Source organism: Enterobacter sp. Li2LvB3, assembly GCF_056156645.1.
On sequence record NZ_JBSICG010000008.1, the window covers coordinates 16447 to 40333 of the forward strand.

The window sequence follows — 23887 nt, forward strand, 5'->3', positions numbered from 1 at the left end:
TAATGAAACTCTACAACCTTAAAGATCATAACGAGCAGGTCAGCTTCGCGCAGGCGGTAACGCAGGGGCTGGGCAAAAACCAGGGGCTGTTTTTCCCCCACGACCTGCCTGAATTTCCTTTGACCGATATCGATGAACTGCTGAAACAAGATTTTGTCACCCGCAGCGCCAAAATTCTGTCTGCGTTTATCGGCGACGAAATCCCACAAGAATTGCTGGAAGAGCGCGTGCGTGCGGCGTTCGCCTTCCCGGCACCGGTCAATCACGTTGAGCCTGACGTGGGCTGCCTTGAGCTGTTCCACGGCCCGACCCTGGCCTTTAAAGACTTCGGCGGTCGTTTTATGGCGCAGATGCTGACTCACATCAGCGGTGACAAACCGGTGACCATTCTGACCGCGACCTCTGGCGATACGGGCGCTGCTGTGGCCCATGCGTTCTATGGCCTAAAAAATGTCCGCGTCGTCATCCTTTATCCGAAGGGCAAAATCAGCCCGCTTCAGGAAAAACTGTTCTGTACCCTTGGCGGTAACATTGAAACGGTGGCGATTGACGGTGATTTTGATGCCTGTCAGGCGCTGGTTAAACAAGCCTTCGATGATGAAGAGCTGAAAGTGGCGCTGGGTCTGAACTCGGCGAACTCCATCAACATCAGCCGCCTGCTGGCGCAGATTTGTTACTACTTTGAAGCCGTCGCGCAACTGCCGCAGGAAGCCCGTAACCAGCTGGTTATCTCTGTCCCAAGCGGTAACTTCGGTGACCTGACAGCCGGCCTGCTGGCGAAATCTCTGGGCCTGCCGGTGAAGCGCTTTATCGCTGCGACCAACGCGAACGACACCGTACCGCGCTTCCTGAAAGACGGGAAATGGGCACCAAACGCGACCCAGGCTACGCTTTCTAACGCCATGGACGTTAGCCAGCCAAACAACTGGCCGCGTGTTGAAGAGCTGTTCCGCCGTAAAGTGTGGCGTCTTGGCGATCTCGGCTATGCCGCGGTGACGGATGAAACCACCAAAGACACCATGCGTGAGCTGAAAGCGGTGGGGTATATCTCTGAGCCGCACGCTGCCATCGCTTACCGTGCGCTGCGCGACCAGCTGAACCCGGGCGAATATGGCCTGTTCCTGGGCACGGCGCATCCGGCGAAGTTTAAAGAGAGCGTGGAAGCGATTCTGGGTGAAACACTGCCGCTGCCAAAAGAGCTGGCAGATCGCGCCGATTTGCCGCTGCTGTCTCACGAGCTGCCGGCAGATTTTGCTGCGCTGCGTAAGTTGATGATGACCCGCGCATGATTGTGTTGCCCGGTGGCGGCTACGCCTTACCGGGCCTACAACGGCTCTGAACGTAGGCCGGGTAAGCGCAGCGCCACCCGGCAACAGCAGCACTGAACCGAGGCCGGGTGAGCTAAGCCTCCACCCGGCTTTTTTATGGAGAAATTAAGGAGAAAATAAGCAGTAATAATGCAGGAATTCCCACTAAATGCGGTCGCTCAGAGATTAGGATTGCAGAGAATAACAACCCCGGTTCCCCTCACGTAATCTCCTTACATCGGCCCACGTTGGGCAAGAATAATAAGGAGTCACCTATGTCTAAACTGAAACCTGCACTCATCGCGCTTTCACTGATGCTGGTTGCTCCCATGGCAGTACAGGCAGCTGAAATCACACTCGTGCCTGCGGTAAAACTGCAAATTGGCGATCAGGATAACAACGGACAATACTGGGATGGCGGCCATTGGCGCGACCATGACTGGTGGAGAGCGCACTACGACTGGCGTGATAACCACTGGCGTCCGCATGATGAGCATCGCAGTCATGATGATCACCGCGACCGTCACGACGATCGTCATGACGACCGCCACGACGATCGCGGCCCAGGGCCAGAGTGGAAGCACCACTAATTAAAAACCCCCGCCATCTGGCGGGGGTTTTGCTTCACTGCTCGTGGCGTTTAAACACTATCTCGCCTTTCCCCGATGCCTCTTCGTCAAAGAAATAACCTTCGCTGTTAAACCCGGTGAGTTGTTCAGGTTTTGTCAGGCGGTTTTGAATGATAAAGCGGCTCATCAACCCGCGCGCTTTCTTGGCGTAGAAGCTGATCACTTTAAACTTACCGTTTTTCTCATCCAGGAAGACAGGCTTGATGATTTGGGCATCCAGCTTTTTCGGTTTCACCGATTTGTAGTACTCATCGGAGGCCAGGTTGATAACGATGTTATCGCCCTGTGCGTGTAACGCCGCATTCAGTTTGTCGGTAATGATATCGCCCCAGAAATGGTACAGGTCTTTACCTTTGGCATTTCCCAGGCGGATACCCATCTCCAGGCGATACGGCTGCATCAGATCCAGCGGGCGCAGTACGCCATACAGGCCAGAGAGCATACGCAGGTGCTGCTGGGCAAAATCGAAATCGGCTTCGCTAAACTCTTCCGCCTGTAAACCGGTATAGACATCACCCTTGAAGGCCAGAAGCGCCTGGCGCGCATTTGTCGGGGTGAAATCCGGGTGCCATTCGTGAAAACGCGTGGCGTTCAGATCGGCGAGTTTGTCGCTGATGCTCATCAGCGTGGCAATTTGTGGCGCAGAGAGTTTACGCGCCTCATGAATCAGCTGTTGCGAATAGTCCAGCAGTTCGGGCTGGGTATAACGCTCGGTGGCAAGAGGGCTCTGGTAATCGAGCGTTTTTGCAGGTGAAATCAGAATCAGCATATCCAGTCCTTGCAGGAAATTTAGAGCGACTTTAGCAAAAAATCGCCCTGAATTGATCGATAGCTGTTATTGCCGGGGCAAATCATCCCAACTGCCGGGGGCGATTTGCGCTTCAATTTCGGGGTAGCGCGAGGCATCAAACACCGGCTGAATGCCAAGTTTGCGCTGGCGAAGGTAATCGCGGGCGATAAGGGTAACCACCGGAGAGAGCAGCAAAATGGCCGTCAGGTTAGTGATAGCCATCAGTGCCATAATGACATCGGCCAGTTGCCAGACCAGCGGCAGGCTGAGCAAAGAGCCCGCCATCACCATCAGCACCACACTGATACGCAGCAACCACAGGGTGCGCCGCGAGTCATGCCCGAGGAATATGAGGTTGTTCTCTGCATAGAGGTAATTGACGACTATCGAGCTGAAGGCGAACAGGGTCACGATAACCGAGACAAAACCCGCTCCCCAACTGCCAGAAAGATTCACCAGCGCCTGCTGAACCAGCTGAATGCCCGCCGTCCCGGGAGTGTGCAGCATTGGGCCTGACAGCAGTATAATCATGGCGCTGGCAGAGCAAATAATAATGGTATCCGTAAGCACGCCAATCATCTGCACGATACCTTGCGCAGCGGGGTGAGGAGGCCAGGACGCGGCGGCGGCGGCGGCATTCGGCGTTGAACCCATACCGGCTTCGTTCGAGAACATCCCTCGCTGAAAACCTGCCGTCAGTGCCTGGCTGATGGTATAGCCCAGAGCGCCAGAGGCCGCTTCCCGCCAGCCGAAGGCACTCTGGAAAATAGTCGTAATCACTTTTGGCACTATGCTGATGTGCGTGGCCGTCACGAACAGGCTTGCCGCTACCCACAGAAGCGCCATTATCGGCACCAGCCATTGCATCAGACGCGCAACACCCTTCAGGCCGGTGACGGTGGCCAGCAAAATGAAAATCGCCAGTGTCGCGCCGGTTAGCCATTCGGGGCACTGGAAGGCGTAACGTAGCGCATGGGCCACAGAGTTAGCCTGCACGGTGTTGAAAATCAGCCCGTAGGCGATGAGTAAAAAGACAGAAAACAGCACGCCCATCCAGCGCATTCCCAGTCCACGGGCCATATACCACGCCGGGCCGCCACGAAACTGGCCGCTTTTGTCCTTCTCTTTGTAGAGTTGGGCGAGGGAGCATTCGGCAAAAGAGGTCGCCATTCCGATAATCGCCGTGACCCACATCCAGAACACCGCGCCGGGGCCGCCTGCGCTAATCGCCAGCGCCACACCCGCCAGGTTGCCGCTGCCAACCCGAGCCGCAAGGCTTGTACATAGCGCCTGGAACGACGTTAATCCCCCCGGTTGCGGGGTAATACTGTTTTTCAGACTTTTGCCAAACTTGCGAATATAGCGAAACTGGATAAAACCGCTGCGCAGCGTGAACCATATACCTGCTCCCAGCAGCAGATATATCATTATTGAACCCCAGAGGACTTCGTTGATAAATGACAGGAAATCAGGCATTAACGTCCCTCTTGTTGATGCCAATGTGAATATGTAAGCGCTACCACTGATTGACCATGCTGTTACTTAGCACGCTGTTAATATTCAGAGTTTATCATACTATGGCTAAGCGCACTGTCTGCGGTTGCGCTACCTTTCCACCGTGTTATCATCAGAGGCAGACCGGTTACATCCCCCTAACAAGTAAACCTGTCATTTTTCCGCTGCTGGCAAGCTGTCGGTAGTGTGAATTATCCAGGGCACGTTAAAAGAGAAACACTATCATGACGGATAAATTGACCTCCCTTCGTCAGTTCACTACTGTCGTAGCTGACACCGGAGATATCGCGGCAATGAAGTTGTACCAGCCGCAGGATGCCACAACCAACCCTTCTCTGATCCTTAACGCCGCGCAGATCCCTGAGTATCGCAAACTGATCGACGACGCTGTGACCTGGGCGAAAGGCCAGAGCAACGATCGCGCGCAGCAGGTTGTGGATGCAACTGACAAACTGGCTGTAAACATCGGTCTGGAAATTCTGAAACTGGTTCCGGGTCGTATCTCTACTGAAGTTGATGCGCGTCTGTCCTACGACACCGAAGCGTCAATCGCAAAAGCAAAACGCCTGATCAAAATGTACAACGATGCTGGCATCAGCAACGACCGTATCCTGATCAAACTGGCTTCTACCTGGCAGGGCATCCGCGCTGCTGAGCAGCTGGAAAAAGAAGGCATCAACTGTAACCTGACGCTGCTGTTCTCCTTCGCGCAAGCTCGTGCATGTGCTGAAGCGGGCGTGTACCTGATTTCTCCGTTCGTGGGCCGTATTCTGGACTGGTACAAAGCCAACACCGACAAGAAAGAGTACGCACCAGCTGAAGATCCAGGCGTGGTTTCCGTGACTGAAATCTACGAATACTACAAACAGCACGGCTATGAGACTGTTGTTATGGGCGCAAGCTTCCGTAACGTCGGTGAAATCATTGAGCTGGCTGGCTGTGACCGCCTGACTATCGCACCTGCGCTGCTGAAAGAGCTGGCAGAGAGCGAAGGCGCACTGGAACGTAAACTGTCCTACACCGGTGAAGTGAAAGCACGCCCAGAGCGCATCACTGAATCTGAGTTCCTGTGGCAGCACAACCAGGATCCAATGGCGGTAGACAAACTGGCGGACGGTATCCGTAAGTTTGCTGTTGACCAGGGTAAACTGGAAAAAATGATCGGCGACCTGCTGTAATCATTCTGCGTGGCCGGGCTCCCGGTCACGCTACTTCTTTCGTACGCTGTCTGAAATTCCCCTCTGCGTGTATCATTCCCTTTAATCAGTACTTTTTGAATGGAATGGCTATGAATACCTTACGCATCGGCTTAGTGTCGATTTCTGACCGCGCCTCCAGCGGTGTTTATCAGGACAAAGGCATCCCCGCTCTGGAAGAGTGGCTGGGCAGTGCGCTGACTACCCCGTTTGAAATCCAGACCCGTTTGATCCCTGACGAACAGGCGATCATTGAGCAGACGCTGTGCGAGCTGGTGGATGAGATGAGCTGCCACCTGGTTCTGACCACAGGCGGTACTGGCCCTGCGCGCCGTGACGTTACCCCGGATGCCACTCTGGCGATTGCCGACCGTGAAATGCCGGGCTTCGGTGAGCAAATGCGCCAGATAAGCCTGCACTTTGTGCCAACGGCGATCCTTTCGCGCCAGGTGGGGGTGATCCGCAAACAGGCGTTGATCCTGAACCTGCCGGGCCAGCCGAAGTCGATCAAAGAGACGCTGGAAGGGGTAAAAGCAGAAGATGGCAGCGTGGTCGTGCATGGGATCTTTGCAAGTGTACCGTATTGTATACAGCTACTGGATGGCCCTTATGTGGAAACGGATGCCAAGGTTGTAGCAGCATTTCGCCCTAAAAGCGCGCGTCGCGAAACAATCTCCTGAAATTAACAAATATGTGACATTAGCTACAGCCAGGATAGCGTGCAGATTGATTTACGGTATAGTAATTTTTTCTTTACGATCGCCGTAAATATAAATCCACTACTCTGAATACATGGCGCGCTATGTCACATTACACCCGACCTCTGAATCGACAGGATTATAAAACGCTCACCCTTGCTGCACTTGGCGGGGCGCTGGAGTTTTATGATTTCATCATCTTTGTCTTCTTCGCCGCCGTGGTGGGGGAGCTGTTCTTCCCGGCAGATATTCCTGAATGGCTGCGCCAGGTGCAAACCTTTGGCATTTTTGCGGCCGGGTATCTTGCACGTCCGTTGGGCGGCATTGTGATGGCACACTTTGGCGATCTGGTCGGACGTAAGAAGATGTTTACGCTCAGCATTCTGCTGATGGCCGTACCTACGCTTGCCATCGGCCTGCTGCCAACTTATGCCTCTATGGGCCTCGTTGCCCCTCTGCTGCTGTTGCTGATGCGTATTCTTCAGGGTGCCGCAATTGGCGGTGAAGTGCCTGGCGCGTGGGTGTTTGTGGCAGAGCATGTTCCGGCGCGTCGTATCGGTATTGCCTGCGGGACGTTAACCGCAGGGTTGACCGTAGGGATACTGCTGGGTTCGGTTGTCGCGACGATTATCAACACCAGCATGACGCAGCAGTCCGTTCACGACTGGGGCTGGCGTATTCCGTTCCTGCTGGGCGGGGCCTTTGGTCTGGTGGCGATGTATCTGCGCCGCTGGTTGCAGGAAACTCCTATCTTCCTCGAAATGCAGCAGCGTAAAACGCTGGCGCAGGAGCTGCCGGTGAAAGCGGTGGTGGTGCGTCATAAGAAAGCGGTTGTGGTGTCGATGCTGCTGACCTGGCTGCTGTCGGCGGGCATTGTGGTGGTGATTTTGATGTCTCCGGTCTGGCTGCAAAAACAGTACGGCTTTGCGCCTGCGGTAACGCTTCAGGCGAACAGTATCGCCACCATTATGCTCTGTTTCGGCTGTCTCGCTGCCGGGCTTGCCGTTGACCGTATGGGTGCCAGCCTGACCTTTATCGTTGGTAGTCTGCTGCTGGCCGCGTCAAGCTGGGCGTTCTACCATCTTGCGGGAAGCCATCCTGAGCAGCTGTTCCTGCTGTACGGCGTGGTGGGCTTATGTGTTGGCGTGGTCGGTGCCGTGCCGTACGTGATGGTGCGCGCCTTCCCGCCGGAAGTGCGCTTCACCGGCATTTCATTCTCGTATAACGTTTCTTATGCCATCTTCGGCGGGTTGACACCCATTGCCGTGACGGTGCTGATGGGTGTCTCGCCGATGGCACCTGCCTGGTATGTGCTGGCGCTGTCGCTGCTGGGGCTGGGAATTGGATTCTGGTTACGCGGCGGGCGCCATCCGCTGATGGCGCATACGCCTGTTAACGAGGGCTAACGCTCAGGATGATGTTGTCATCTGGAATATGGGTGAAGTTGTAAATCAGGGCGTGGTAATCCGCCAGCGGATCCACGTCTGCAAATCGCGTGGGATAGAACATCTTACTCAAAATTTCGAGCGCGATGATGTTATAGGGGTTGTTGTAAAAGTGATGATACAACGCCCCGGTATGCCCCTCGACTACGGCGGGAATGCTGTTTACCCCCTGGCGGGAAAGCAATGCGTTGAACGCGGTTTGTACTGCATTTTGATCCACGTTATAGCCAAACGGGATAATCGCGGTGCCTTTACCCGGACGTTTAGAGCCGGTCATCAGGTAGTAATCCGGGTTCAGGGAGATAATTTTTTCCACGGAGATATTACCGGTAGCCCCTGGCAACAGCTGCGAGCCAATGTTCGTGCCGCCAGCGGCTTCAACCAGCCCACCCCAGCCGTTGCGCGCATGAGTGAAGCAGCAGCCATTATCCAGGCCACCGACACCGGCAATTGGCTCGATAAACACCAGCGGTTTTTTGCTGACGTCGGCCAGACGCTGGTGGATCGTATCCAGGCGCTGCTGATAGAAATCGATATACGCCTGCGCGCGGTCAGTCTGGCCCATGACCTTGCCCAGTAAGGCAATGCTTGGCAGGGTGTTCTGTACCGGATGCAGTTCATAGTCGACGAAGACCACCGGGATATGCAGTGCCTCAAGTTTGGCCAGCACACCGGTTTGCACCAGCGACGGTTTAGCACGAAGCTGGGCGATCATCAGGTCAGGCTGACGGGAGATCACCGTTTCCAGATCCACATTTCCCTGGTCGGAAAACTTCATGTCGAGGATCTTTTCTGCTTGTGGCCATTTACGCTTCAGCACGTTCCAGGTTTCGGTGTCCTGTTTTTTCGGCAGGTTGTTCCACGCCACCACTTTGGCGAACGGGTTGTCGCGCTCCAGCAGGGCAAGGGTGAAGATATCGCGGCCATCCTGCAAAATGATGCGCTGCGGCTCGTGCTCAATGGTCACTGAGCGGTTATCAAGATCCTTTACCGTCACCGGCCAGTTCTGCGCCTGGGCGAGCAGTGGCGAAAGCAAAAGTGCCAGACCACCTGCGGCAGCGATAATTTTTTTTAGCGTCATGTTTTCCCCGTCTTCTTTTTTCTTATGGCGTTAATCCGTCGACCACCACATGCGGTAGCCCACGGGAACAGTATTCAACCCGGCCATCCACGCCATACACGCGTGCCAGGCTGGCAGGCGTGACCACGTCGCCAGGCACGCCACTGGCAATCAGCTCGCCGCTTTTGAGCATCAGGGCGTATTCGGCGTGGCGCAGCGCAATATTGATGTCGTGGATAACCACAACCGTGACGATATTGCGTTGCCGCGTTTCCCGGGCAACGATATCCATCACATGAAACTGGTAGTTAAGGTCCAGCGCACTTAAGGGTTCATCCAGCAACAGTAAATCCGGCTCGCGGATCAATGACTGGGCCAGGCCAATCAGCTGTTTTTGCCCGCCGGAAAGCTGGTCGAGAAAGCTCATTGCCAGATGTGCGACACCCAGCTTGTCGAGAATGGAATAGGCTTCCTGCTCAACCTTATGGCCCGCGCTATTACCGCTTGCCCGTTTCGCCACTATCACCGACTCCAGGGCGTGAAGATGCACGCCCTGAGGTAAAGACTGCGGTAGGTAAACCACCTTTTGCGCCCGCTTTGCCGATGGCAGCGTCATCAAATCTTCGCCGTTGAGCAGCAGTTTCCCCAGGGCGGGGTTTAAGTCTGCCAGTGCGCGCAGCAGCGTTGACTTTCCTGAGCCGTTTGGCCCCAGCAGGGCGGTGATTTTTCCGCGAGGCAGTAGCGGAGTCGTTAACCCCTCAATGATCTTTTTCTTGCGATAACCCGTGTGCAGGTCGAGTACGCGAAGGCCGTCGGTCATACGTTCCCCCGGTTACGAATAATGATGCTAAGGAAGAACGGCACGCCAACCAGTGAGGTCACAATGCCTACAGGGATGATGACGCCGGGAACGATGTTCTTGGAAAATACTGACGCCAGAGAGAGCACCAGCGCGCCAATCAGCATACTGCCGGGCAGGTAAAACCGGTGATCTTCACCAAACATCATGCGCGAGATATGCGGTGCAACCAGGCCGATAAAACCGACAGGCCCCACGAAGGCTACTGTTAAGGCAGAGATAATGCTGATGCGTAACAACGTTGCCATGCGCAACTTTTTCACGTTGATACCGAAGCTGACAGCGCGATCTTCACCCAGACGCAGGGCGGTAAGTTTCCAGGCATTTTTCAGCGACAACGGCACAATAATCACCAGCGCCACGCCGAGAATTGCGAGCTTATCCCAGGAGGCGCGGGCCAGGCTGCCCATCGTCCAGAAGACCAGCCCTTGCAGGGTGTCTTCGCTGGCCACAAATTGCAGGATCGAAATCAGGGCGTTAAACGTAAACACCAGCGCGATGCCAAACAACACCACGCCGGAGGTCGCCACCCGCGTCCAGCGGCTGATGCCATCGAGAATAAAACAGGCAAGCAGCGCAAAGACAAAGGCATTGGCGGGAATAAACCACTTATCGGCAATACCCGGAATACCCAGACCCAGCACAATCGCCAGCGCGGCACCAAATGACGCGGCAGAAGAGACGCCAAGCGTAAACGGGCTGGCGAGCGGGTTATTCAGGATGGTTTGCATTTCCGCACCCGCAAGCCCAAGCGCCATGCCCACCGCGATAGCCATCAGGGCAAACGGCAGGCGAATGTCCCAGACGATGACGCGTGTGCCGGCATCGGCGGCGGCGGAATTGACCAGCGTGTGCCAGAGCGTAGAAACGGAGATGCCAGACGGCCCGATGGTGAAATCAAGGAGCAGCGAGCAAACAATGAGGGCGAACAGAACGCCTGCCAGCGCGAAGCGTCTGACGAGAATTTTACGGTAATGTAACGCGACAGTAGTTTCGCCAGACTGATTGCTGGCGGTAAGGCTGGAATTCATCAGATAACCTTATGCAACACAACAGAATCGTTTTATCCCTCTAACGTTCCTTTCGGGTGCTGCCTGATATCCAATATCCGGGATCTGCCAGGCAACACTAATCGCAATGATAATGCTTATCAATTAAATGAAGCGGTTATTCGAATTCCGTTTAATAATCGTTTCTTTTGTGATTAAAAAATCAACCCTTTTGCCAGCGCTCAAGTTGCCTGCTGGTCATGTATGCGCCTGTTACACAGAGCGCGAGCGGAACTAAAAAACTATGATCCATCCGGGTAAACTCCATCATTAGCGTAATGGCCGTTACGGGCATTTGCATGGAGGCAGACAGGAACCCTGCCGCGCCGGTCAGCGCAAAACCGGCCATATCACTGCCCGGAAACAGCCCGCCCAACACAATAAACAGCAGCGAACCGAGTAGGGCGCCAATCGTCAGGCCAGGCGTCAGTAACCCCCCTTCGGCACCGCCACGTAATACCGCCCAGATAACAAATATTTTGATGCACACAATCGCCAGCGCCAGTTGCAGCGTAACGCTGCCATCGAGGGTTAACTGCGTCGGGCCTTTTCCGTTGCCGGGCAACTGCGGGAACCAGATTGATAATGCGCCCAGTGCAGCAAAGGCGACCAGGCTGAAAACGGGCATTTGCCAGTTACTGCGCACTTTGCTGCGCGCCCGCTGTGTGAGGCGGCGGAAAAGAAAGGCCGCAGCCCCCATGACCGGGCCGGACAGTGCGCCCCAGAAAACCAGCGAGGTCGAGGCAAGTTCAGTGGTGAAGCGATACTGATGTTCATCGCCAAGCCCAAGGGTGGCAATCCAGGCCGCCAGGGCTGATGTGACTAATGCCGCGATCGCGGTGTCCCAGCTAAAGCTGACCAGCAGGACTTCAAGGGTAAATACGGCGCCCGCCAGCGGGACATTGTACACCGCTGCAAGCCCGGCTCCGGCACCGCAGGCAATCATCAGCTGAATATCGGTGGCGGTGAGACGCAGATAACGTGCCACGCCGCCCGCAAAGAGTGAACCCACTTCGCGTGGCGCAACTTCTCGTCCAAGCGGGGAGCCCATCGCTACGGTGATGATTTGCAGCAGGGCGTGAATTAAGGTGGTGATGCCAGGCATGGGTTTACCGGGATCTTTTACCGCGGCACTGATGCTCACACGTTTTTGGCCATAGCGACCAAGCAACCACCACCCGCACCCGGCAACAATGCCTGCGCTCAGAATTACAATAAACCGGCGGCGGGCGCTGGCATCGGTCACACCCTGTAAAAAGGTCTGTGGGCCAGTCAGGCTGTCGCGGCTGTAGCCGTAGGCCAGGTGCTGAATTTCGTGAAGCAGCAGAGCGAGCAGCATCCCGCCAAGACCTGCCAGGACGCCAGTGAGAATAAGAGCGGTCCAGCGTTGCAGCCAGTAAGTTCGGGTTGGAAGGGTTGTCATGATGCGTTGTCTTTATGAAAGGCGGTAAGCCCATCATTTCACAACGTACTTTAACGGAAAATCAATCGGAGCGGGGATTTCGTGCCCGCAGGGCGGGCACGAAAGGGGGATCAGTGTTTTTCACCAATCGGCAGAACGGTACGACCAAACTGTTCGTTCAGTACTTCGCCCATTGCCAGGTAGATAGCGCTTGCGCCACACACCAGGCCAATCCAGCCAGCAACGTGAACGATGCCTTCGTTGTCCACCAGGTGACCAATCGCCAGCAGGGCGAACAGCACGGTCAGGCTCAGGAAGACGAACTGGAGCGCGCGGTTAGCCTTCAGGGTGCCGAAGAACATGAACAGGGTGAAGACGCCCCACAGGCCCAGATAGACGCCCAGGAAGTGTGCGTTAGCGGCATCTGCCAGGCCCATTTTAGGCATCAGCAGAATGGCGACCAGGGTCAGCCAGAAAGAACCGTAAGAGGTAAAGGCGGTTAAACCGAAGGTATTGCCTTTTTTATATTCCAGCAGGCCCGCGAAGATTTGTGCGATACCGCCGTAGAAAATGCCCATCGCCAGGATAATGCCATCCATCGGGAACATCCCGATGTTGTGCAGGTTCAGCAGGATGGTGGTCATGCCAAAACCCATCAGGCCCAGCGGAGCCGGATTAGCCAACTTAGTGTTGCCCATAAGTCCTCAAAAAAATCATCATTAATATGGTGAAATGGTTAAACCCGCGTCAATTCTCCCAGACGGGGCGCGGCATCATAATGGGCGCAATCGATGCCGTCTATGATCTAATCAGGGTGAAATTAAAAATTTTTTTATCCTTCCCCCTTGATGGATGCCGTTGCGACCCCATCTTGTAAGCAACCGCAGTGTGTGGACCTGAAAAAAATCAAATCTGGGCAGTTGAAAAAGCACGTTCTGCCCTTATTACAGGTACACAACCACATGTTGACTGAATTTTTAGTGGAGACGTTTAGATGGGTAAAATTATTGGTATCGACCTGGGTACTACCAACTCTTGTGTAGCGATTATGGATGGCACTACTGCACGCGTGCTGGAGAACGCCGAGGGCGATCGCACCACGCCTTCTATTATTGCTTATACCCAGGATGGTGAAACTCTGGTTGGTCAGCCGGCTAAACGTCAGGCAGTGACAAACCCGCAAAACACTCTGTTTGCGATTAAACGCCTGATTGGCCGCCGCTTCCAGGACGAAGAAGTACAGCGTGATGAAGCCATCATGCCGTACAAAATCATCGGTGCTGACAACGGTGATGCATGGATTGATGTTAAAGGTCAGAAAATGGCACCACCGCAGATCTCTGCTGAAGTGCTGAAAAAAATGAAGAAAACCGCGGAAGATTACCTGGGTGAGCCGGTAACTGAAGCTGTTATCACCGTTCCTGCATACTTCAACGATGCTCAGCGTCAGGCAACCAAAGATGCTGGCCGTATCGCAGGTCTGGAAGTAAAACGTATCATCAACGAACCAACCGCAGCGGCACTGGCCTACGGTCTGGATAAAGAAGTTGGCAACCGTACTATCGCGGTTTACGACCTGGGTGGTGGTACCTTCGATATCTCTATTATCGAAATCGACGAAGTTGACGGCGAAAAAACCTTTGAAGTTCTGGCAACCAATGGTGATACCCACCTGGGTGGTGAAGACTTCGATAGCCGTATGATCAACTACCTCGTTGACGAGTTTAAGAAAGATCAGGGTATTGACCTGCGTAACGATCCGCTGGCAATGCAGCGCCTGAAAGAAGCCGCTGAGAAAGCGAAGATTGAACTCTCTTCCGCTCAGCAGACCGACGTAAACCTGCCGTACATCACTGCAGATGCGTCAGGTCCAAAACACATGAACATCAAAGTGACCCGTGCGAAACTGGAAAGCCTGGTAGAAGACCTGGTGAACCGTTCTATCGAGCCACTGAAAGTTGCACTGCAAGATGCTGGCCTGTCTGTGTCCGACATCCAGGACGTTATCCTGGTAGGTGGTCAGACGCGTATGCCAATGGTTCAGAAGAAAGTGGCTGAGTTCTTTGGTAAAGAGCCACGTAAAGACGTTAACCCGGACGAAGCCGTTGCTATCGGTGCAGCGGTTCAGGGCGGCGTGCTGACCGGTGAAGTTAAAGACGTACTGCTGCTGGACGTTACCCCGCTGTCTCTGGGTATCGAAACCATGGGCGGTGTGATGACTGCGCTCATCAACAAAAACACCACCATCCCAACGAAACACAGCCAGGTGTTCTCTACCGCTGAAGACAACCAGTCTGCGGTAACCATCCATGTGATTCAGGGTGAGCGTAAGCGTGCGTCTGATAACAAGTCTCTGGGTCAGTTCAACCTGGATGGTATCAGCCCGGCACCACGCGGAATGCCGCAGATCGAAGTTACCTTTGATATCGATGCCGACGGTATCCTGCACGTGTCTGCAAAAGACAAAAACAGCGGTAAAGAGCAGAAGATCACCATCAAGGCATCTTCTGGCCTGAACGAAGCAGAAATCGAAAAAATGGTTCGCGATGCTGAAGCTAATGCTGAATCCGACCGTAAATTCGAAGAGCTGGTTCAGACCCGTAACCAGGGTGACCATCTGCTGCACAGCACCCGTAAGCAGGTTGAAGAAGCAGGCGATAAACTGCCAGCTGAAGACAAAACGGCTATCGAAGCTGCACTGAGTGCGCTGGAAACTTCTCTGAAAGGCGAAGACAAAGCGGACATCGAAGCGAAGATGCAAGAGCTGGCACAGGCTTCTCAGAAGCTGATGGAAATCGCACAGCAGCAGCACGCGCAACAGCAGGCGGGTAGCGATGCTTCTGCGAACAATGCGAAAGACGACGACGTTGTCGATGCGGAGTTCGAAGAAGTGAAAGACAAAAAATAATCGCCCTTTGAACGGGTAATTACTGGCACGGGCGAAGAGGTTTCCTCTCCGCCCGTGCACGCATGTTAGGGGCAGATAAATAAAGATGGCAAAGCAAGACTATTACGAGATTTTAGGCGTTTCCAAAACAGCGGAAGAGCGTGAAATCAAAAAGGCGTATAAGCGTCTGGCCATGAAATATCACCCGGATCGCAATCAGGGTGATAAAGAGGCTGAAGCCAAATTTAAAGAGATCAAAGAAGCCTACGAAATCCTGACCGATGCACAAAAACGTGCGGCCTACGATCAGTACGGTCACGCAGCCTTTGAGCAGGGTGGCATGGGCGGCGGTGGATTCGGTGGCGGCGGCTTTGGCGGCGGCGCTGATTTCAGCGATATCTTCGGCGACGTATTCGGCGACATCTTTGGCGGTGGCCGTGGTCGTCAACGCGCGGCCCGTGGTGCGGATCTGCGCTACAACATGGATCTGACGCTGGAAGAAGCCGTTCGCGGTGTGACCAAAGAGATCCGTATCCCGACGCTGGAAGAGTGTGACATTTGCCACGGCAGCGGCGCGAAGGCGGGAACTCAGCCACAGACCTGTCCAACCTGTCACGGCTCCGGCCAGGTGCAGATGCGTCAGGGCTTCTTCGCGGTACAGCAGGCCTGTCCACATTGTCATGGTCGCGGTACGCTGATTAAAGATCCGTGCAACAAATGTCATGGTCACGGTCGCGTAGAGAAAACCAAAACCCTGTCCGTTAAAATCCCGGCCGGTGTTGATACAGGCGACCGTATTCGTCTGACCGGTGAAGGCGAAGCGGGCGAGCACGGTGCACCAGCAGGCGATCTGTACGTTCAGGTTCAGGTGAAACAGCACGCTATCTTTGAGCGTGAAGGGAACAACCTGTACTGTGAAGTGCCGATCAACTTTGCGATGGCAGCACTCGGTGGTGAAATCGAAGTGCCTACGCTGGATGGTCGTGTAAACCTGAAAGTGCCTGGTGAGACGCAGACCGGCAAACTGTTCCGGATGCGCGGTAAGGGCGTTAAATCGGTTCGCGGTGGTGCTCAGGGCGACCTGCTGTGCCGCGTGGTGGTAGAAACACCGGTCGGGCTGAACGACAAGCAGAAACAGTTGCTAAAAGAGTTGCAGGAAAGCTTTGGCGGCCCAACGGGCGAGAAAAACAGCCCACGCTCCAAAAGCTTCTTCGATGGTGTCAAAAAATTCTTCGATGATTTGACCCGCTAACACTCGACAGTAACGCGACATTCTAAAAAGCCTGGAAGCGATTCCGGGCTTTTTCTATTTGTGGGTATGTTTCGGAAAAAACGAATTAATACTCAACATTAATCTGTTTTTGCCGAGTTGTTAGGCTTGGTATTATGGTTTTATCGAGGTATTGTCGTAAAAGAGAGAATTTAAGTGAAATTACTACACCGTTTCTTTAGCAATGAGGCGTCTGGCGGCATCATTTTGATTATTGCCGCTGTGGCGGCCATGGTGTTGGCCAACCTGGGGGCAACACGTGAGCTCTATCATGCATTTCTGGAAACACCGGTCGAGTTACGGGTCGGCGTGCTGGAAATTAATAAAAACATGCTGCTGTGGATCAATGATGCGCTGATGGCGGTGTTTTTCCTGCTGGTAGGGTTAGAGGTTAAACGTGAGATGGTGCTCGGCTCGCTTGCCAGTCGTCAGCGCGCGGCGTTTCCGGTGATTGCCGCGCTTGGTGGCATGGTTGTTCCGGCGCTGCTCTTCCTGGCGTTTACCTGGCAAGATCCGATGGCGCGACACGGATGGGCTATTCCGGCAGCAACGGATATCGCCTTTGCGCTTGGGGTGCTGGCGCTGCTGGGTAGCCGCGTTCCCGTGGCACTGAAAATATTCCTGATGGCGCTGGCGATTATTGATGACCTCGGTGCCATCGTGATTATCGCGCTGTTCTACACCAGCGAACTGTCAATTCTGTCGCTGAGTGTGGCCGCAGGGGCCATTGCGGTACTGGCGTTGCTGAATATCTGCAACGTGCGCCGTATCGGCATCTATGTGCTGGTGGGGATAGTGCTCTGGACGGCGGTGCTAAAATCCGGCGTGCACGCCACACTGGCAGGGGTGATCGTCGGCTTCCTGGTGCCACTGAAGCCGCAGGATGGCAAATCACCGGCAAAACAGCTGGAGCATGTGCTTCACCCGTGGGTCGCCTTTATGATCCTGCCGCTGTTTGCCTTTGCTAACGCTGGCGTTTCTCTGGAAGGGGTCACGATGGATGGATTGACCTCTATGCTGCCACTCGGGGTAATTGCCGGGCTGTTTGTCGGTAAGCCACTGGGGATCAGCCTGTTCTGTTGGCTGGCACTGAAACTGAAGTTGGCATCATTGCCACAAGGTACGACGTTTAAGCAGATCATGGCGGTGGGTGTGCTGTGCGGAATCGGCTTTACGATGTCTATCTTTATCTCGACGCTGGCCTTTGGCACACATGCGCCTGAGCTTATCATCTGGGCAAAACTGGGCATCCTGATTGGGTCATTACTGGCTGCGGTTATCGGTTATACCTTGTTGAAGGTGAAATTGCCCGGACAGGTTGTTCAGGCATAACAGGAAACCGGGAGAAGGGCAGCCTTCTCCCGATACACAATCAGGGAGAGAAGACGCGATGTCTCATATCAATTACAACCATCTTTACTATTTCTGGCACGTCTACAAAGAGGGCTCGGTGGTTGGCGCGGCAGAGGCGCTGTATCTGACGCCACAAACCATTACCGGACAGATCAAAGCACTGGAAGAGCGTTTGCAGGGCAAGCTGTTTAAGCGTAAAGGTCGCGGTATCGAGCCAAGTGAACTGGGCGAGCTGGTTTTCCGCTACGCCGACAAGATGTTCACCTTAAGCCAGGAGATGCTGGATATCGTCAACTACCGCAAAGAGTCGAACTTGCTCTTTGATGTGGGAGTGGCGGATGCCCTGTCAAAACGGCTGGTGAGTGGTGTGCTGGATGCTGCGGTGGTGGAAGATGAACAGATCCACCTGCGCTGCTTTGAATCCACCCACGAGATGCTGCTGGAGCAACTGAGCCAGCATAAGCTGGATATGATTATTTCGGACTGCCCGATTGATTCAACGCAGCAGGAAGGGTTGTTCTCGGTGAAGATTGGCGAATGCGGCGTGAGCTTCTGGTGCATCAACCCGCCGCCGGAAAAACCGTTCCCGGCCTGTCTGGAAGAGCGTCGTTTGCTGGTACCAGGCAGACGTTCCATGCTCGGACGTAAGCTGCAAAACTGGTTTAACTCCCAGGGGCTGAATGTGGAGATCCTCGGTGAGTTTGATGATGCCGCACTGATGAAAGCCTTTGGCGAAGCGCATAACGCTATCTTTGTTGCGCCAACGCTTTATGCGCACGATCTCTACTCGGATAACAAGATTACGGAGATTGGTCGAGTGGATAATGTGATGGAAGAGTATCACGCGATCTTTGCCGAAAGGATGATCCAGCATCCGGCGGTGCAGCGCATTTGTAATCGGGACTACTCGGCATTGTTCATGCCACCGGCAATCTGAAGACATAAAAAAACCCGCGTTAAGCGGGTTCTTTAAACAAGCAACAACAAGCGGCGATTAAGCCAGTTTGTTGATCTGCGCGGTCAGGTTTGCTTTATGACGCGCTGCTTTGTTTTTGTGGATCAGACCTTTAGCAGCCTGACGATCCACGATTGGTTGCATTTCGTTAAATGCGTTCTGCGCTGCAGCTTTGTCGCCAGCTTCGATAGCTGCGTATACTTTCTTGATGAAAGTACGCATCATAGAGCGACGGCTTGCGTTGTGCTTACGAGCCTTTTCAGACTGTACAGCACGTTTCTTAGCTGATTTGATATTAGCCAAGTCCAACTCCCAAATATGATCTATGTGGACAATTCAAAGGCCGAGGAATATGCCCTCTTTGCCTTCTTTTGTCAATGGATTTGTGCAAATAAGCGTCGTTTATGAGCGACGCTACGTTACGTAGTGATGGCGCAGGATTCTACCAGCTTGTCTGTCGTGAATACAGCTTTTCGGCACAAAAATCGCAGTTCGCGGGCAGATTTTTTCACTCCGAAAGGTCAGCATGATGAAATCATTACGGCTTTCTGTTTTGCGTGAACAATCGCCGGTTAACCTTAACCGCTGTACAAGGTATACTTTGGCGATTTTCACTGTCTTGAGCCAGTCATGAAGCTGATACGCGGCATACATAATCTTAGTAAAGCCCCGCACGGGTGCGTTCTGACCATTGGTAATTTCGACGGCGTGCATCGTGGGCATCAGGCGCTGTTACAAGGATTGCGTAAAGAGGGGGAGGCGCGTGGCCTGCCCGTTGTGGTCATGATTTTTGAGCCACAGCCGCTGGAGCTGTTTGCGGGCGAGAAGTCGCCTGCGCGCCTTACCCGGCTACGCGAGAAATTGCGCTACCTTGCCGAGTGCGGTGTGGACTACGTGCTGTGTGTACGATTCGATCGTCGCTTTGCAGCGCTGACAGCACAAAATTTTGTCGGTGAGCTGTTAGTTAAGCGTCTTGGCGTACAGTTTCTCGCAGTAGGTGATGATTTCCGCTTTGGCGCTGGTCGTCAGGGCGATTTCTTGTTATTACAGAAGGCTGGCCTGGAGTACGGTTTTGACGTCACCAGCGCCATGACCTTCTGCGAGGGCGGCGTTCGGGTCAGCAGCACGGCGGTGCGCCAGGCACTGGCGGATGATGATCTGGATACGGCGGAAAACCTGCTTGGACACCCTTTCACCATTTCCGGGCGCGTGGTACATGGCGATGCCCTGGGCCGCACTATTGGTTTCCCGACGGCGAACATCCCGCTGCGTCGTCAGGTTTCCCCGGTAAAAGGGGTCTACGCGGTGGAAGTGGCCGGACTGGGCGAAAAGCCGTATTTCGGTGTGGCCAACATTGGCACGCGTCCAACGGTTGCCGGCGTGCGACAGCAGCTTGAAGTGCACCTGCTGGACGTTGTAATGGACCTCTACGGTCGCCATATAGATGTAATACTGCGTAAAAAAATACGCAATGAGCAGCGATTTGCTTCGCTGGACGAACTTAAGGCGCAAATAGCGCGAGATGAATTAACGGCCCGCGAGTTTTTTGGGCTTTGAACCCGGCTTAAATGCCTACGTGATAAATACGGAACCGAGAATCTGATGAGTGACTATAAATCAACCCTGAATTTGCCGGAAACAGGGTTCCCGATGCGCGGCGATCTCGCCAAGCGTGAACCGGGAATGCTGGCGCGTTGGACCGATGATGACCTGTACGGCATCATTCGTGCAGCCAAAAAAGGCAAAAAAACCTTCATTCTGCATGATGGCCCTCCATATGCGAATGGCAGCATTCATATTGGTCACTCTGTAAACAAGATTCTGAAAGACATTATCGTGAAGTCCAAAGGCCTCACGGGTTTTGACTCGCCTTACGTTCCGGGCTGGGATTGCCACGGTCTGCCAATCGAGCTGAAAGTGGAGCAGGAATTCGGTAAGCCGGGCGAGAAGTTCACCGCCGCAGAATTCCGCGCGAAATGCCGCGAATACGCTGCCACTCAGGTTGACGGCCAGCGTGCTGACTTCATCCGTCTGGGCGTGCTGGGCGACTGGTCGCACCCGTATCTGACCATGGACTTCAAAACCGAAGCCAACATCATCCGCGCGCTGGGCAAAATCATCGGCAACGGCCACCTGCACAAAGGCGCGAAGCCGGTGCACTGGTGCGTTGACTGCCGTTCTGCGCTGGCAGAAGCGGAAGTTGAGTATTACGACAAAACCTCTCCGTCTATCGACGTGGCGTTCCATGCCGTCGATCAGGAAGCGGTGAAAGCCAAATTTGGCGTGACTTCTGTAAACGGCCCAGTATCGCTGGTTATCTGGACTACCACCCCGTGGACCCTGCCTGCCAACCGTGCGATCTCCCTGTCTGGCGAGTTCGAGTATGCGCTGGTGCAGGTTGAAGGTCAGGCGGTTATCCTGGCGAAAGATCTGGTTGAAAGCGTGCTGAAACGCGCGCACATCACCGACTACACCGTGCTGGGCACCGTGAAAGGCGACGCGCTGGAACTGATGCGCTTCAAACATCCGTTCCTCGACTTCGACGTTCCGGCTATCCTGGGCGACCACGTCACGCTGGAAGCGGGTACCGGTGCGGTGCATACCGCCGGTGGCCACGGCCCGGACGATTACAATATCAGCCTGAAATACGGTCTTGAAATCGCTAACCCGGTTGGCCCGGACGGCTCATACCTGCCTGGCACCTACCCGGCGCTGGACGGTATTAACGTCTTCAAAGCGAACGACATCATCGTTGATATGCTGCGTGACCGCGGCGCGCTGCTGCACGTAGAGAAAATGCAGCACAGCTATCCATGCTGCTGGCGTCACAAGTCACCAATCATCTTCCGTGCGACCCCACAGTGGTTCGTCAGCATGGATCAGAAAGGCCTGCGTGCGCAGTCCCTGCAAGAGATCAAAGGCGTGCAGTGGATCCCGGACTGGGGTCAGGCGCGTATCGAATCCATGGTGGCTAACCGTCCTGACTGGTGTATCTCCCGTCAGCGTACCTGGGGCGTGCCGATGTCTCTGTTCGTGCATAAAGAGACGCAAGAGCTGCACCCGAACACTCTGGAACTGATGGAAGAAGTGGCGAAGCGTGTTGAAGCTGACGGCATTCAGGCGTGGTGGGATCTCGACTCCCGCGACATCCTGGGCGCAGACGCTGACAACTACGAGAAAGTGCCAGATACCCTGGACGTGTGGTTCGACTCCGGTTCTACCCACTCTTCCGTCGTTGACGTGCGCCCGGAATTTACCGGTCACGCTGCCGACATGTATCTGGAAGGTTCTGACCAGCACCGTGGCTGGTTCATGTCATCTCTGATGATCTCCACCGCCATGAAAGGCAAAGCGCCATACCGTCAGGTACTGACCCACGGCTTCACCGTGGATGGTCAGGGACGCAAGATGTCCAAATCTATCGGTAACACCGTTTCTCCTCAGGATGTGATGAACAAACTGGGTGCGGACATTCTGCGTCTGTGGGTGGCATCTACCGATTACACCGGCGAAATGGCGGTGTCTGACGAGATCCTCAAACGCGCAGCCGACAGCTATCGTCGTATCCGTAACACCGCGCGCTTCCTGCTGGCGAACCTGAATGGTTTTGATCCAGTGAAAGACATGGTGAAACCGGAAGAGATGGTCGTTCTGGATCGCTGGGCGGTAGGCTGCGCGAAAGCGGCACAGGACGATATCCTGAAAGCCTATGAGTCTTACGACTTCCACGAAGTGGTGCAGCGCCTGATGCGTTTCTGCTCCATCGAAATGGGCTCGTTCTACCTCGACATCATCAAAGACCGTCAGTACACCGCGAAAGCAGACAGCGTGGCGCGTCGTAGCTGCCAGACTGCGCTGTATCACATCGCAGAAGCGCTGGTGCGCTGGATGGCGCCGATCATGTCCTTCACCGCAGATGAAATCTGGGGCTACCTGCCAGGCGACCGTGAGAAGTATGTCTTCACCGGCGAGTGGTACGAAGGTCTGTTCGATCTCTCCGCTACTGAAGCAATGAACGATGCCTTCTGGGACGAGCTGCTGAAAGTGCGTGGCGAAGTGAACAAGGTTATCGAACAGGCGCGTGCTGACAAGAAAGTCGGTGGCTCTCTGGAAGCAGCAGTGACCCTGTACGCAGAACCTGAGCTGGCGGCGAAACTGACGGCGCTGGGCGATGAATTGCGATTTGTCCTGTTGACCTCGGGTGCGAAAGTTGCGGATTATGCCGACGCTTCTGCTGATGCCCAGCAGAGCGAACTGCTCAAAGGGCTGAAAGTCGCACTGAGCAAAGCCGAAGGTGATAAATGCCCGCGTTGCTGGCATTACACCACTGATGTCGGCCAGGTGGCGGAACACGCAGAGATCTGCGGACGCTGTGTAAGCAACGTCGCCGGTGACGGCGAGAAACGTAAGTTTGCCTGATGAGTAAATCTCTCTGTTCAACAGGACTGCGCTGGCTGTGGCTGGTTGTGGTCGTGCTGATTATTGATCTGGGCAGCAAGTTCCTGATCCTCCAGAACTTTGCTCTGGGGGATACGGTGTCGCTGTTCCCGTCCCTTAATCTGCATTACGCGCGTAACTACGGCGCGGCGTTTAGTTTCCTTGCTGACAGCGGTGGCTGGCAGCGCTGGTTCTTCGCGGGTATCGCTATCGGTATCTGCGTGATTCTGGCGGTGCTGATGTACCGTTCGAAGGCAACGCAAAAACTGAATAACATCGCCTACGCGCTGATCATTGGTGGTGCGTTAGGTAACCTGTTTGATCGCCTGTGGCACGGCTTTGTGGTCGATATGATCGACTTCTACGTCGGCGACTGGCACTTCGCAACCTTTAATCTGGCCGATAGCGCAATTTGTATCGGTGCGGCGTTAATCGTGCTGGAAGGCTTCTTGCCGAACGCAGCCGCGAAGAAGCAGGCTTAAACCCCGCCGGGCGGCGCTTCGCTTGCACCGGCCTACGGTAATGTAGGCCCGGTAAGCGCAGCGCCACCGGGCAACAGGCACCAAAAACAAGCGAGCAATTTGCATGTCTAAATCCGTACAGAGCAACAGCGCAGTCCTCGTTCACTTCACGCTGAAACTGGATGATGGCTCCACGGCTGAATCCACCCGCAACAATGGTAAACCAGCCCTGTTCCGTCTGGGTGATACCACACTCTCCGAAGGTCTTGAACAACAGCTTCTGGGTCTGAAAGAGGGCGAGAAAAAGGCGTTTGCGCTGGAGCCAGATGCGGCGTTTGGTGTGCCAAGCCCGGACCTGATTCAGTATTTCTCGCGTCGTGAGTTCATGGATGCGGGTGAGCCTGAGATCGGGGCGATTATGCTCTTTACCGCTATGGATGGCAGCGAAATGCCTGGCGTGATCCGCGAAATTAACGGCGACTCCATCACCGTAGATTTCAACCATCCGCTTGCCGGGCGTACCGTCCATTTTGATATTGAAGTGCTGGAGATTGATCCGGCACTGGAGGCCTGA

At 54.5% G+C, this 23887-nt stretch carries 21 protein-coding genes and 1 pseudogene; 14 read left to right on the forward strand and 8 right to left on the reverse strand.

Going from position 1 to position 23887, the window contains the following annotated elements; translation table 11 throughout:
* Positions 1-2 precede the first annotated feature (2 nt).
* Positions 3-1289, forward strand: coding sequence for a threonine synthase (thrC, locus tag ACS603_RS08455; protein ID WP_446492129.1), 1287 nt, complete (start codon positions 3-5; stop codon positions 1287-1289).
* 293 nt (positions 1290-1582) lie between these two features.
* Complete coding sequence (locus ACS603_RS08460) at positions 1583-1897, forward strand: DUF2502 domain-containing protein (RefSeq protein ID WP_182059518.1); 315 nt, start codon at positions 1583-1585, stop codon at positions 1895-1897.
* 34 nt (positions 1898-1931) lie between these two features.
* Here ACS603_RS08460 and yaaA read toward each other — a convergent pair whose 3' ends face one another.
* Entirely contained in the window at positions 1932-2705 is a 774-nt protein-coding gene (gene yaaA, locus ACS603_RS08465) for a peroxide stress protein YaaA (RefSeq protein WP_182059519.1), read from the reverse strand.
* A 66-nt stretch (positions 2706-2771) separates the two neighbouring features.
* The gene (locus ACS603_RS08470) at positions 2772-4202 is read right to left on the reverse strand and encodes an alanine/glycine:cation symporter family protein (protein ID WP_474944098.1); all 1431 of its coding nucleotides are present in this window, start codon (positions 4200-4202) and stop codon (positions 2772-2774) included.
* Between the two features lie 263 nt (positions 4203-4465).
* On the opposite strand from ACS603_RS08470, the gene tal reads away from it, so the two are divergent.
* The 3 genes from tal to ACS603_RS08485 all read left to right on the forward strand — a co-directional run bounded on the left by tal (position 4466) and on the right by ACS603_RS08485 (position 7541).
* A complete protein-coding gene (gene tal / locus ACS603_RS08475; RefSeq protein WP_182059521.1) occupies positions 4466-5419 on the forward strand; it encodes a transaldolase in 954 nt (317 codons plus the stop codon).
* 110 nt (positions 5420-5529) lie between these two features.
* Positions 5530-6117 (forward strand): molybdopterin adenylyltransferase, encoded by a 588-nt coding sequence (gene mog / locus ACS603_RS08480; RefSeq protein ID WP_436354264.1) that lies wholly within the window; start codon positions 5530-5532, stop codon positions 6115-6117.
* 122 nt (positions 6118-6239) lie between these two features.
* Positions 6240-7541, forward strand: a complete 1302-nt coding sequence (locus ACS603_RS08485) for an MFS transporter (protein WP_182059523.1) — start codon at positions 6240-6242, stop codon at positions 7539-7541.
* On the opposite strand, the gene ACS603_RS08490 is transcribed toward ACS603_RS08485, so the two are convergent.
* The 5 genes from ACS603_RS08490 to satP all read right to left on the reverse strand — a co-directional run bounded on the left by ACS603_RS08490 (position 7528) and on the right by satP (position 12648).
* Positions 7528-8661: an ABC transporter substrate-binding protein gene (locus tag ACS603_RS08490; protein WP_182059524.1), complete on the reverse strand. Its 1134-nt coding sequence runs from the start codon at positions 8659-8661 to the stop codon at positions 7528-7530. The two genes, ACS603_RS08485 and ACS603_RS08490, sit on opposite strands and share 14 nt — an antisense overlap.
* A gap of 22 nt (positions 8662-8683) precedes the next feature.
* Positions 8684-9460: an ABC transporter ATP-binding protein gene (locus ACS603_RS08495; RefSeq protein ID WP_474944099.1), complete on the reverse strand. Its 777-nt coding sequence runs from the start codon at positions 9458-9460 to the stop codon at positions 8684-8686.
* Complete coding sequence (locus tag ACS603_RS08500; RefSeq protein ID WP_182059526.1) at positions 9457-10530, reverse strand: FecCD family ABC transporter permease; 1074 nt, start codon at positions 10528-10530, stop codon at positions 9457-9459. The genes ACS603_RS08495 and ACS603_RS08500 overlap by 4 nt, the downstream gene beginning before the upstream one ends.
* A 181-nt stretch (positions 10531-10711) precedes the next feature.
* Entirely contained in the window at positions 10712-11971 is a 1260-nt protein-coding gene (locus tag ACS603_RS08505; RefSeq protein WP_474944100.1) for a chloride channel protein, read from the reverse strand.
* Between the two features lie 110 nt (positions 11972-12081).
* On the reverse strand, positions 12082-12648 hold the full coding sequence (satP, locus tag ACS603_RS08510) for an acetate uptake transporter (protein WP_166717845.1): 567 nt from the start codon (positions 12646-12648) through the stop codon (positions 12082-12084).
* Between the two features lie 296 nt (positions 12649-12944).
* On the opposite strand from satP, the gene dnaK reads away from it, so the two are divergent.
* From dnaK to nhaR, 4 genes are all read left to right on the forward strand, one after another.
* Positions 12945-14858, forward strand: coding sequence for a molecular chaperone DnaK (gene dnaK / locus ACS603_RS08515; RefSeq protein WP_182059528.1), 1914 nt, complete (start codon positions 12945-12947; stop codon positions 14856-14858).
* A gap of 85 nt (positions 14859-14943) precedes the next feature.
* Positions 14944-16089 carry a molecular chaperone DnaJ gene (gene dnaJ, locus ACS603_RS08520; protein WP_014068842.1) on the forward strand — a complete coding sequence of 382 codons (1146 nt, stop codon included), beginning with the start codon at positions 14944-14946 and terminating at the stop codon, positions 16087-16089.
* Positions 16090-16263: 174 nt separating this feature from the next.
* Positions 16264-17439: a Na+/H+ antiporter NhaA gene (gene nhaA, locus ACS603_RS08525; protein WP_182059529.1), complete on the forward strand. Its 1176-nt coding sequence runs from the start codon at positions 16264-16266 to the stop codon at positions 17437-17439.
* A 58-nt stretch (positions 17440-17497) separates the two neighbouring features.
* Positions 17498-18397, forward strand: coding sequence for a transcriptional activator NhaR (gene nhaR, locus ACS603_RS08530; RefSeq protein WP_182059530.1), 900 nt, complete (start codon positions 17498-17500; stop codon positions 18395-18397).
* Positions 18398-18454: 57 nt separating this feature from the next.
* Here the strand turns inward: nhaR and rpsT are convergent, their stop codons facing one another.
* Positions 18455-18718, reverse strand: coding sequence for a 30S ribosomal protein S20 (rpsT, locus tag ACS603_RS08535; RefSeq protein WP_003856458.1), 264 nt, complete (start codon positions 18716-18718; stop codon positions 18455-18457).
* A 101-nt stretch (positions 18719-18819) separates the two neighbouring features.
* Here rpsT and ACS603_RS08540 point away from each other — a divergent pair.
* The 5 genes and pseudogenes from ACS603_RS08540 (at position 18820) to fkpB (ending at position 23887) form a co-directional block, all read left to right on the forward strand.
* A pseudogene (locus tag ACS603_RS08540) lies at positions 18820-19038 on the forward strand (DUF2575 domain-containing protein).
* 7 nt (positions 19039-19045) lie between these two features.
* Complete coding sequence (ribF, locus tag ACS603_RS08545; RefSeq protein ID WP_315687883.1) at positions 19046-19972, forward strand: bifunctional riboflavin kinase/FAD synthetase; 927 nt, start codon at positions 19046-19048, stop codon at positions 19970-19972.
* Positions 19973-20017: 45 nt separating this feature from the next.
* Positions 20018-22834, forward strand: a complete 2817-nt coding sequence (gene ileS, locus ACS603_RS08550; RefSeq protein ID WP_182059532.1) for an isoleucine--tRNA ligase — start codon at positions 20018-20020, stop codon at positions 22832-22834.
* Positions 22834-23334, forward strand: a complete 501-nt coding sequence (gene lspA, locus ACS603_RS08555; protein WP_182059533.1) for a signal peptidase II — start codon at positions 22834-22836, stop codon at positions 23332-23334. Before ileS ends, lspA begins: the two co-directional genes overlap by 1 nt.
* Positions 23335-23437: 103 nt before the next feature.
* On the forward strand, positions 23438-23887 hold the full coding sequence (gene fkpB, locus ACS603_RS08560) for an FKBP-type peptidyl-prolyl cis-trans isomerase (RefSeq protein ID WP_014068848.1): 450 nt from the start codon (positions 23438-23440) through the stop codon (positions 23885-23887).

Coding starts and splice junctions, on each gene's coding strand:
- mog (WP_436354264.1), top strand. CDS start 5,530: ATGAATACCTTACGCATCGGCTTAGTGTCGATTTCTGACCGCGCCTCC.
- thrC (WP_446492129.1), top strand. CDS start 3: ATGAAACTCTACAACCTTAAAGATCATAACGAGCAGGTCAGCTTCGCG.
- ACS603_RS08505 (WP_474944100.1), bottom strand. CDS start 11,971: ATGACAACCCTTCCAACCCGAACTTACTGGCTGCAACGCTGGACCGCT.
- ribF (WP_315687883.1), top strand. CDS start 19,046: ATGAAGCTGATACGCGGCATACATAATCTTAGTAAAGCCCCGCACGGG.
- yaaA (WP_182059519.1), bottom strand. CDS start 2,705: ATGCTGATTCTGATTTCACCTGCAAAAACGCTCGATTACCAGAGCCCT.
- dnaK (WP_182059528.1), top strand. CDS start 12,945: ATGGGTAAAATTATTGGTATCGACCTGGGTACTACCAACTCTTGTGTA.
- dnaJ (WP_014068842.1), top strand. CDS start 14,944: ATGGCAAAGCAAGACTATTACGAGATTTTAGGCGTTTCCAAAACAGCG.
- tal (WP_182059521.1), top strand. CDS start 4,466: ATGACGGATAAATTGACCTCCCTTCGTCAGTTCACTACTGTCGTAGCT.
- nhaR (WP_182059530.1), top strand. CDS start 17,498: ATGTCTCATATCAATTACAACCATCTTTACTATTTCTGGCACGTCTAC.
- ACS603_RS08460 (WP_182059518.1), top strand. CDS start 1,583: ATGTCTAAACTGAAACCTGCACTCATCGCGCTTTCACTGATGCTGGTT.
- ACS603_RS08470 (WP_474944098.1), bottom strand. CDS start 4,202: ATGCCTGATTTCCTGTCATTTATCAACGAAGTCCTCTGGGGTTCAATA.
- ACS603_RS08500 (WP_182059526.1), bottom strand. CDS start 10,530: ATGAATTCCAGCCTTACCGCCAGCAATCAGTCTGGCGAAACTACTGTC.
- ACS603_RS08490 (WP_182059524.1), bottom strand. CDS start 8,661: ATGACGCTAAAAAAAATTATCGCTGCCGCAGGTGGTCTGGCACTTTTG.
- satP (WP_166717845.1), bottom strand. CDS start 12,648: ATGGGCAACACTAAGTTGGCTAATCCGGCTCCGCTGGGCCTGATGGGT.
- ileS (WP_182059532.1), top strand. CDS start 20,018: ATGAGTGACTATAAATCAACCCTGAATTTGCCGGAAACAGGGTTCCCG.
- lspA (WP_182059533.1), top strand. CDS start 22,834: ATGAGTAAATCTCTCTGTTCAACAGGACTGCGCTGGCTGTGGCTGGTT.
- ACS603_RS08485 (WP_182059523.1), top strand. CDS start 6,240: ATGTCACATTACACCCGACCTCTGAATCGACAGGATTATAAAACGCTC.
- fkpB (WP_014068848.1), top strand. CDS start 23,438: ATGTCTAAATCCGTACAGAGCAACAGCGCAGTCCTCGTTCACTTCACG.
- ACS603_RS08495 (WP_474944099.1), bottom strand. CDS start 9,460: ATGACCGACGGCCTTCGCGTACTCGACCTGCACACGGGTTATCGCAAG.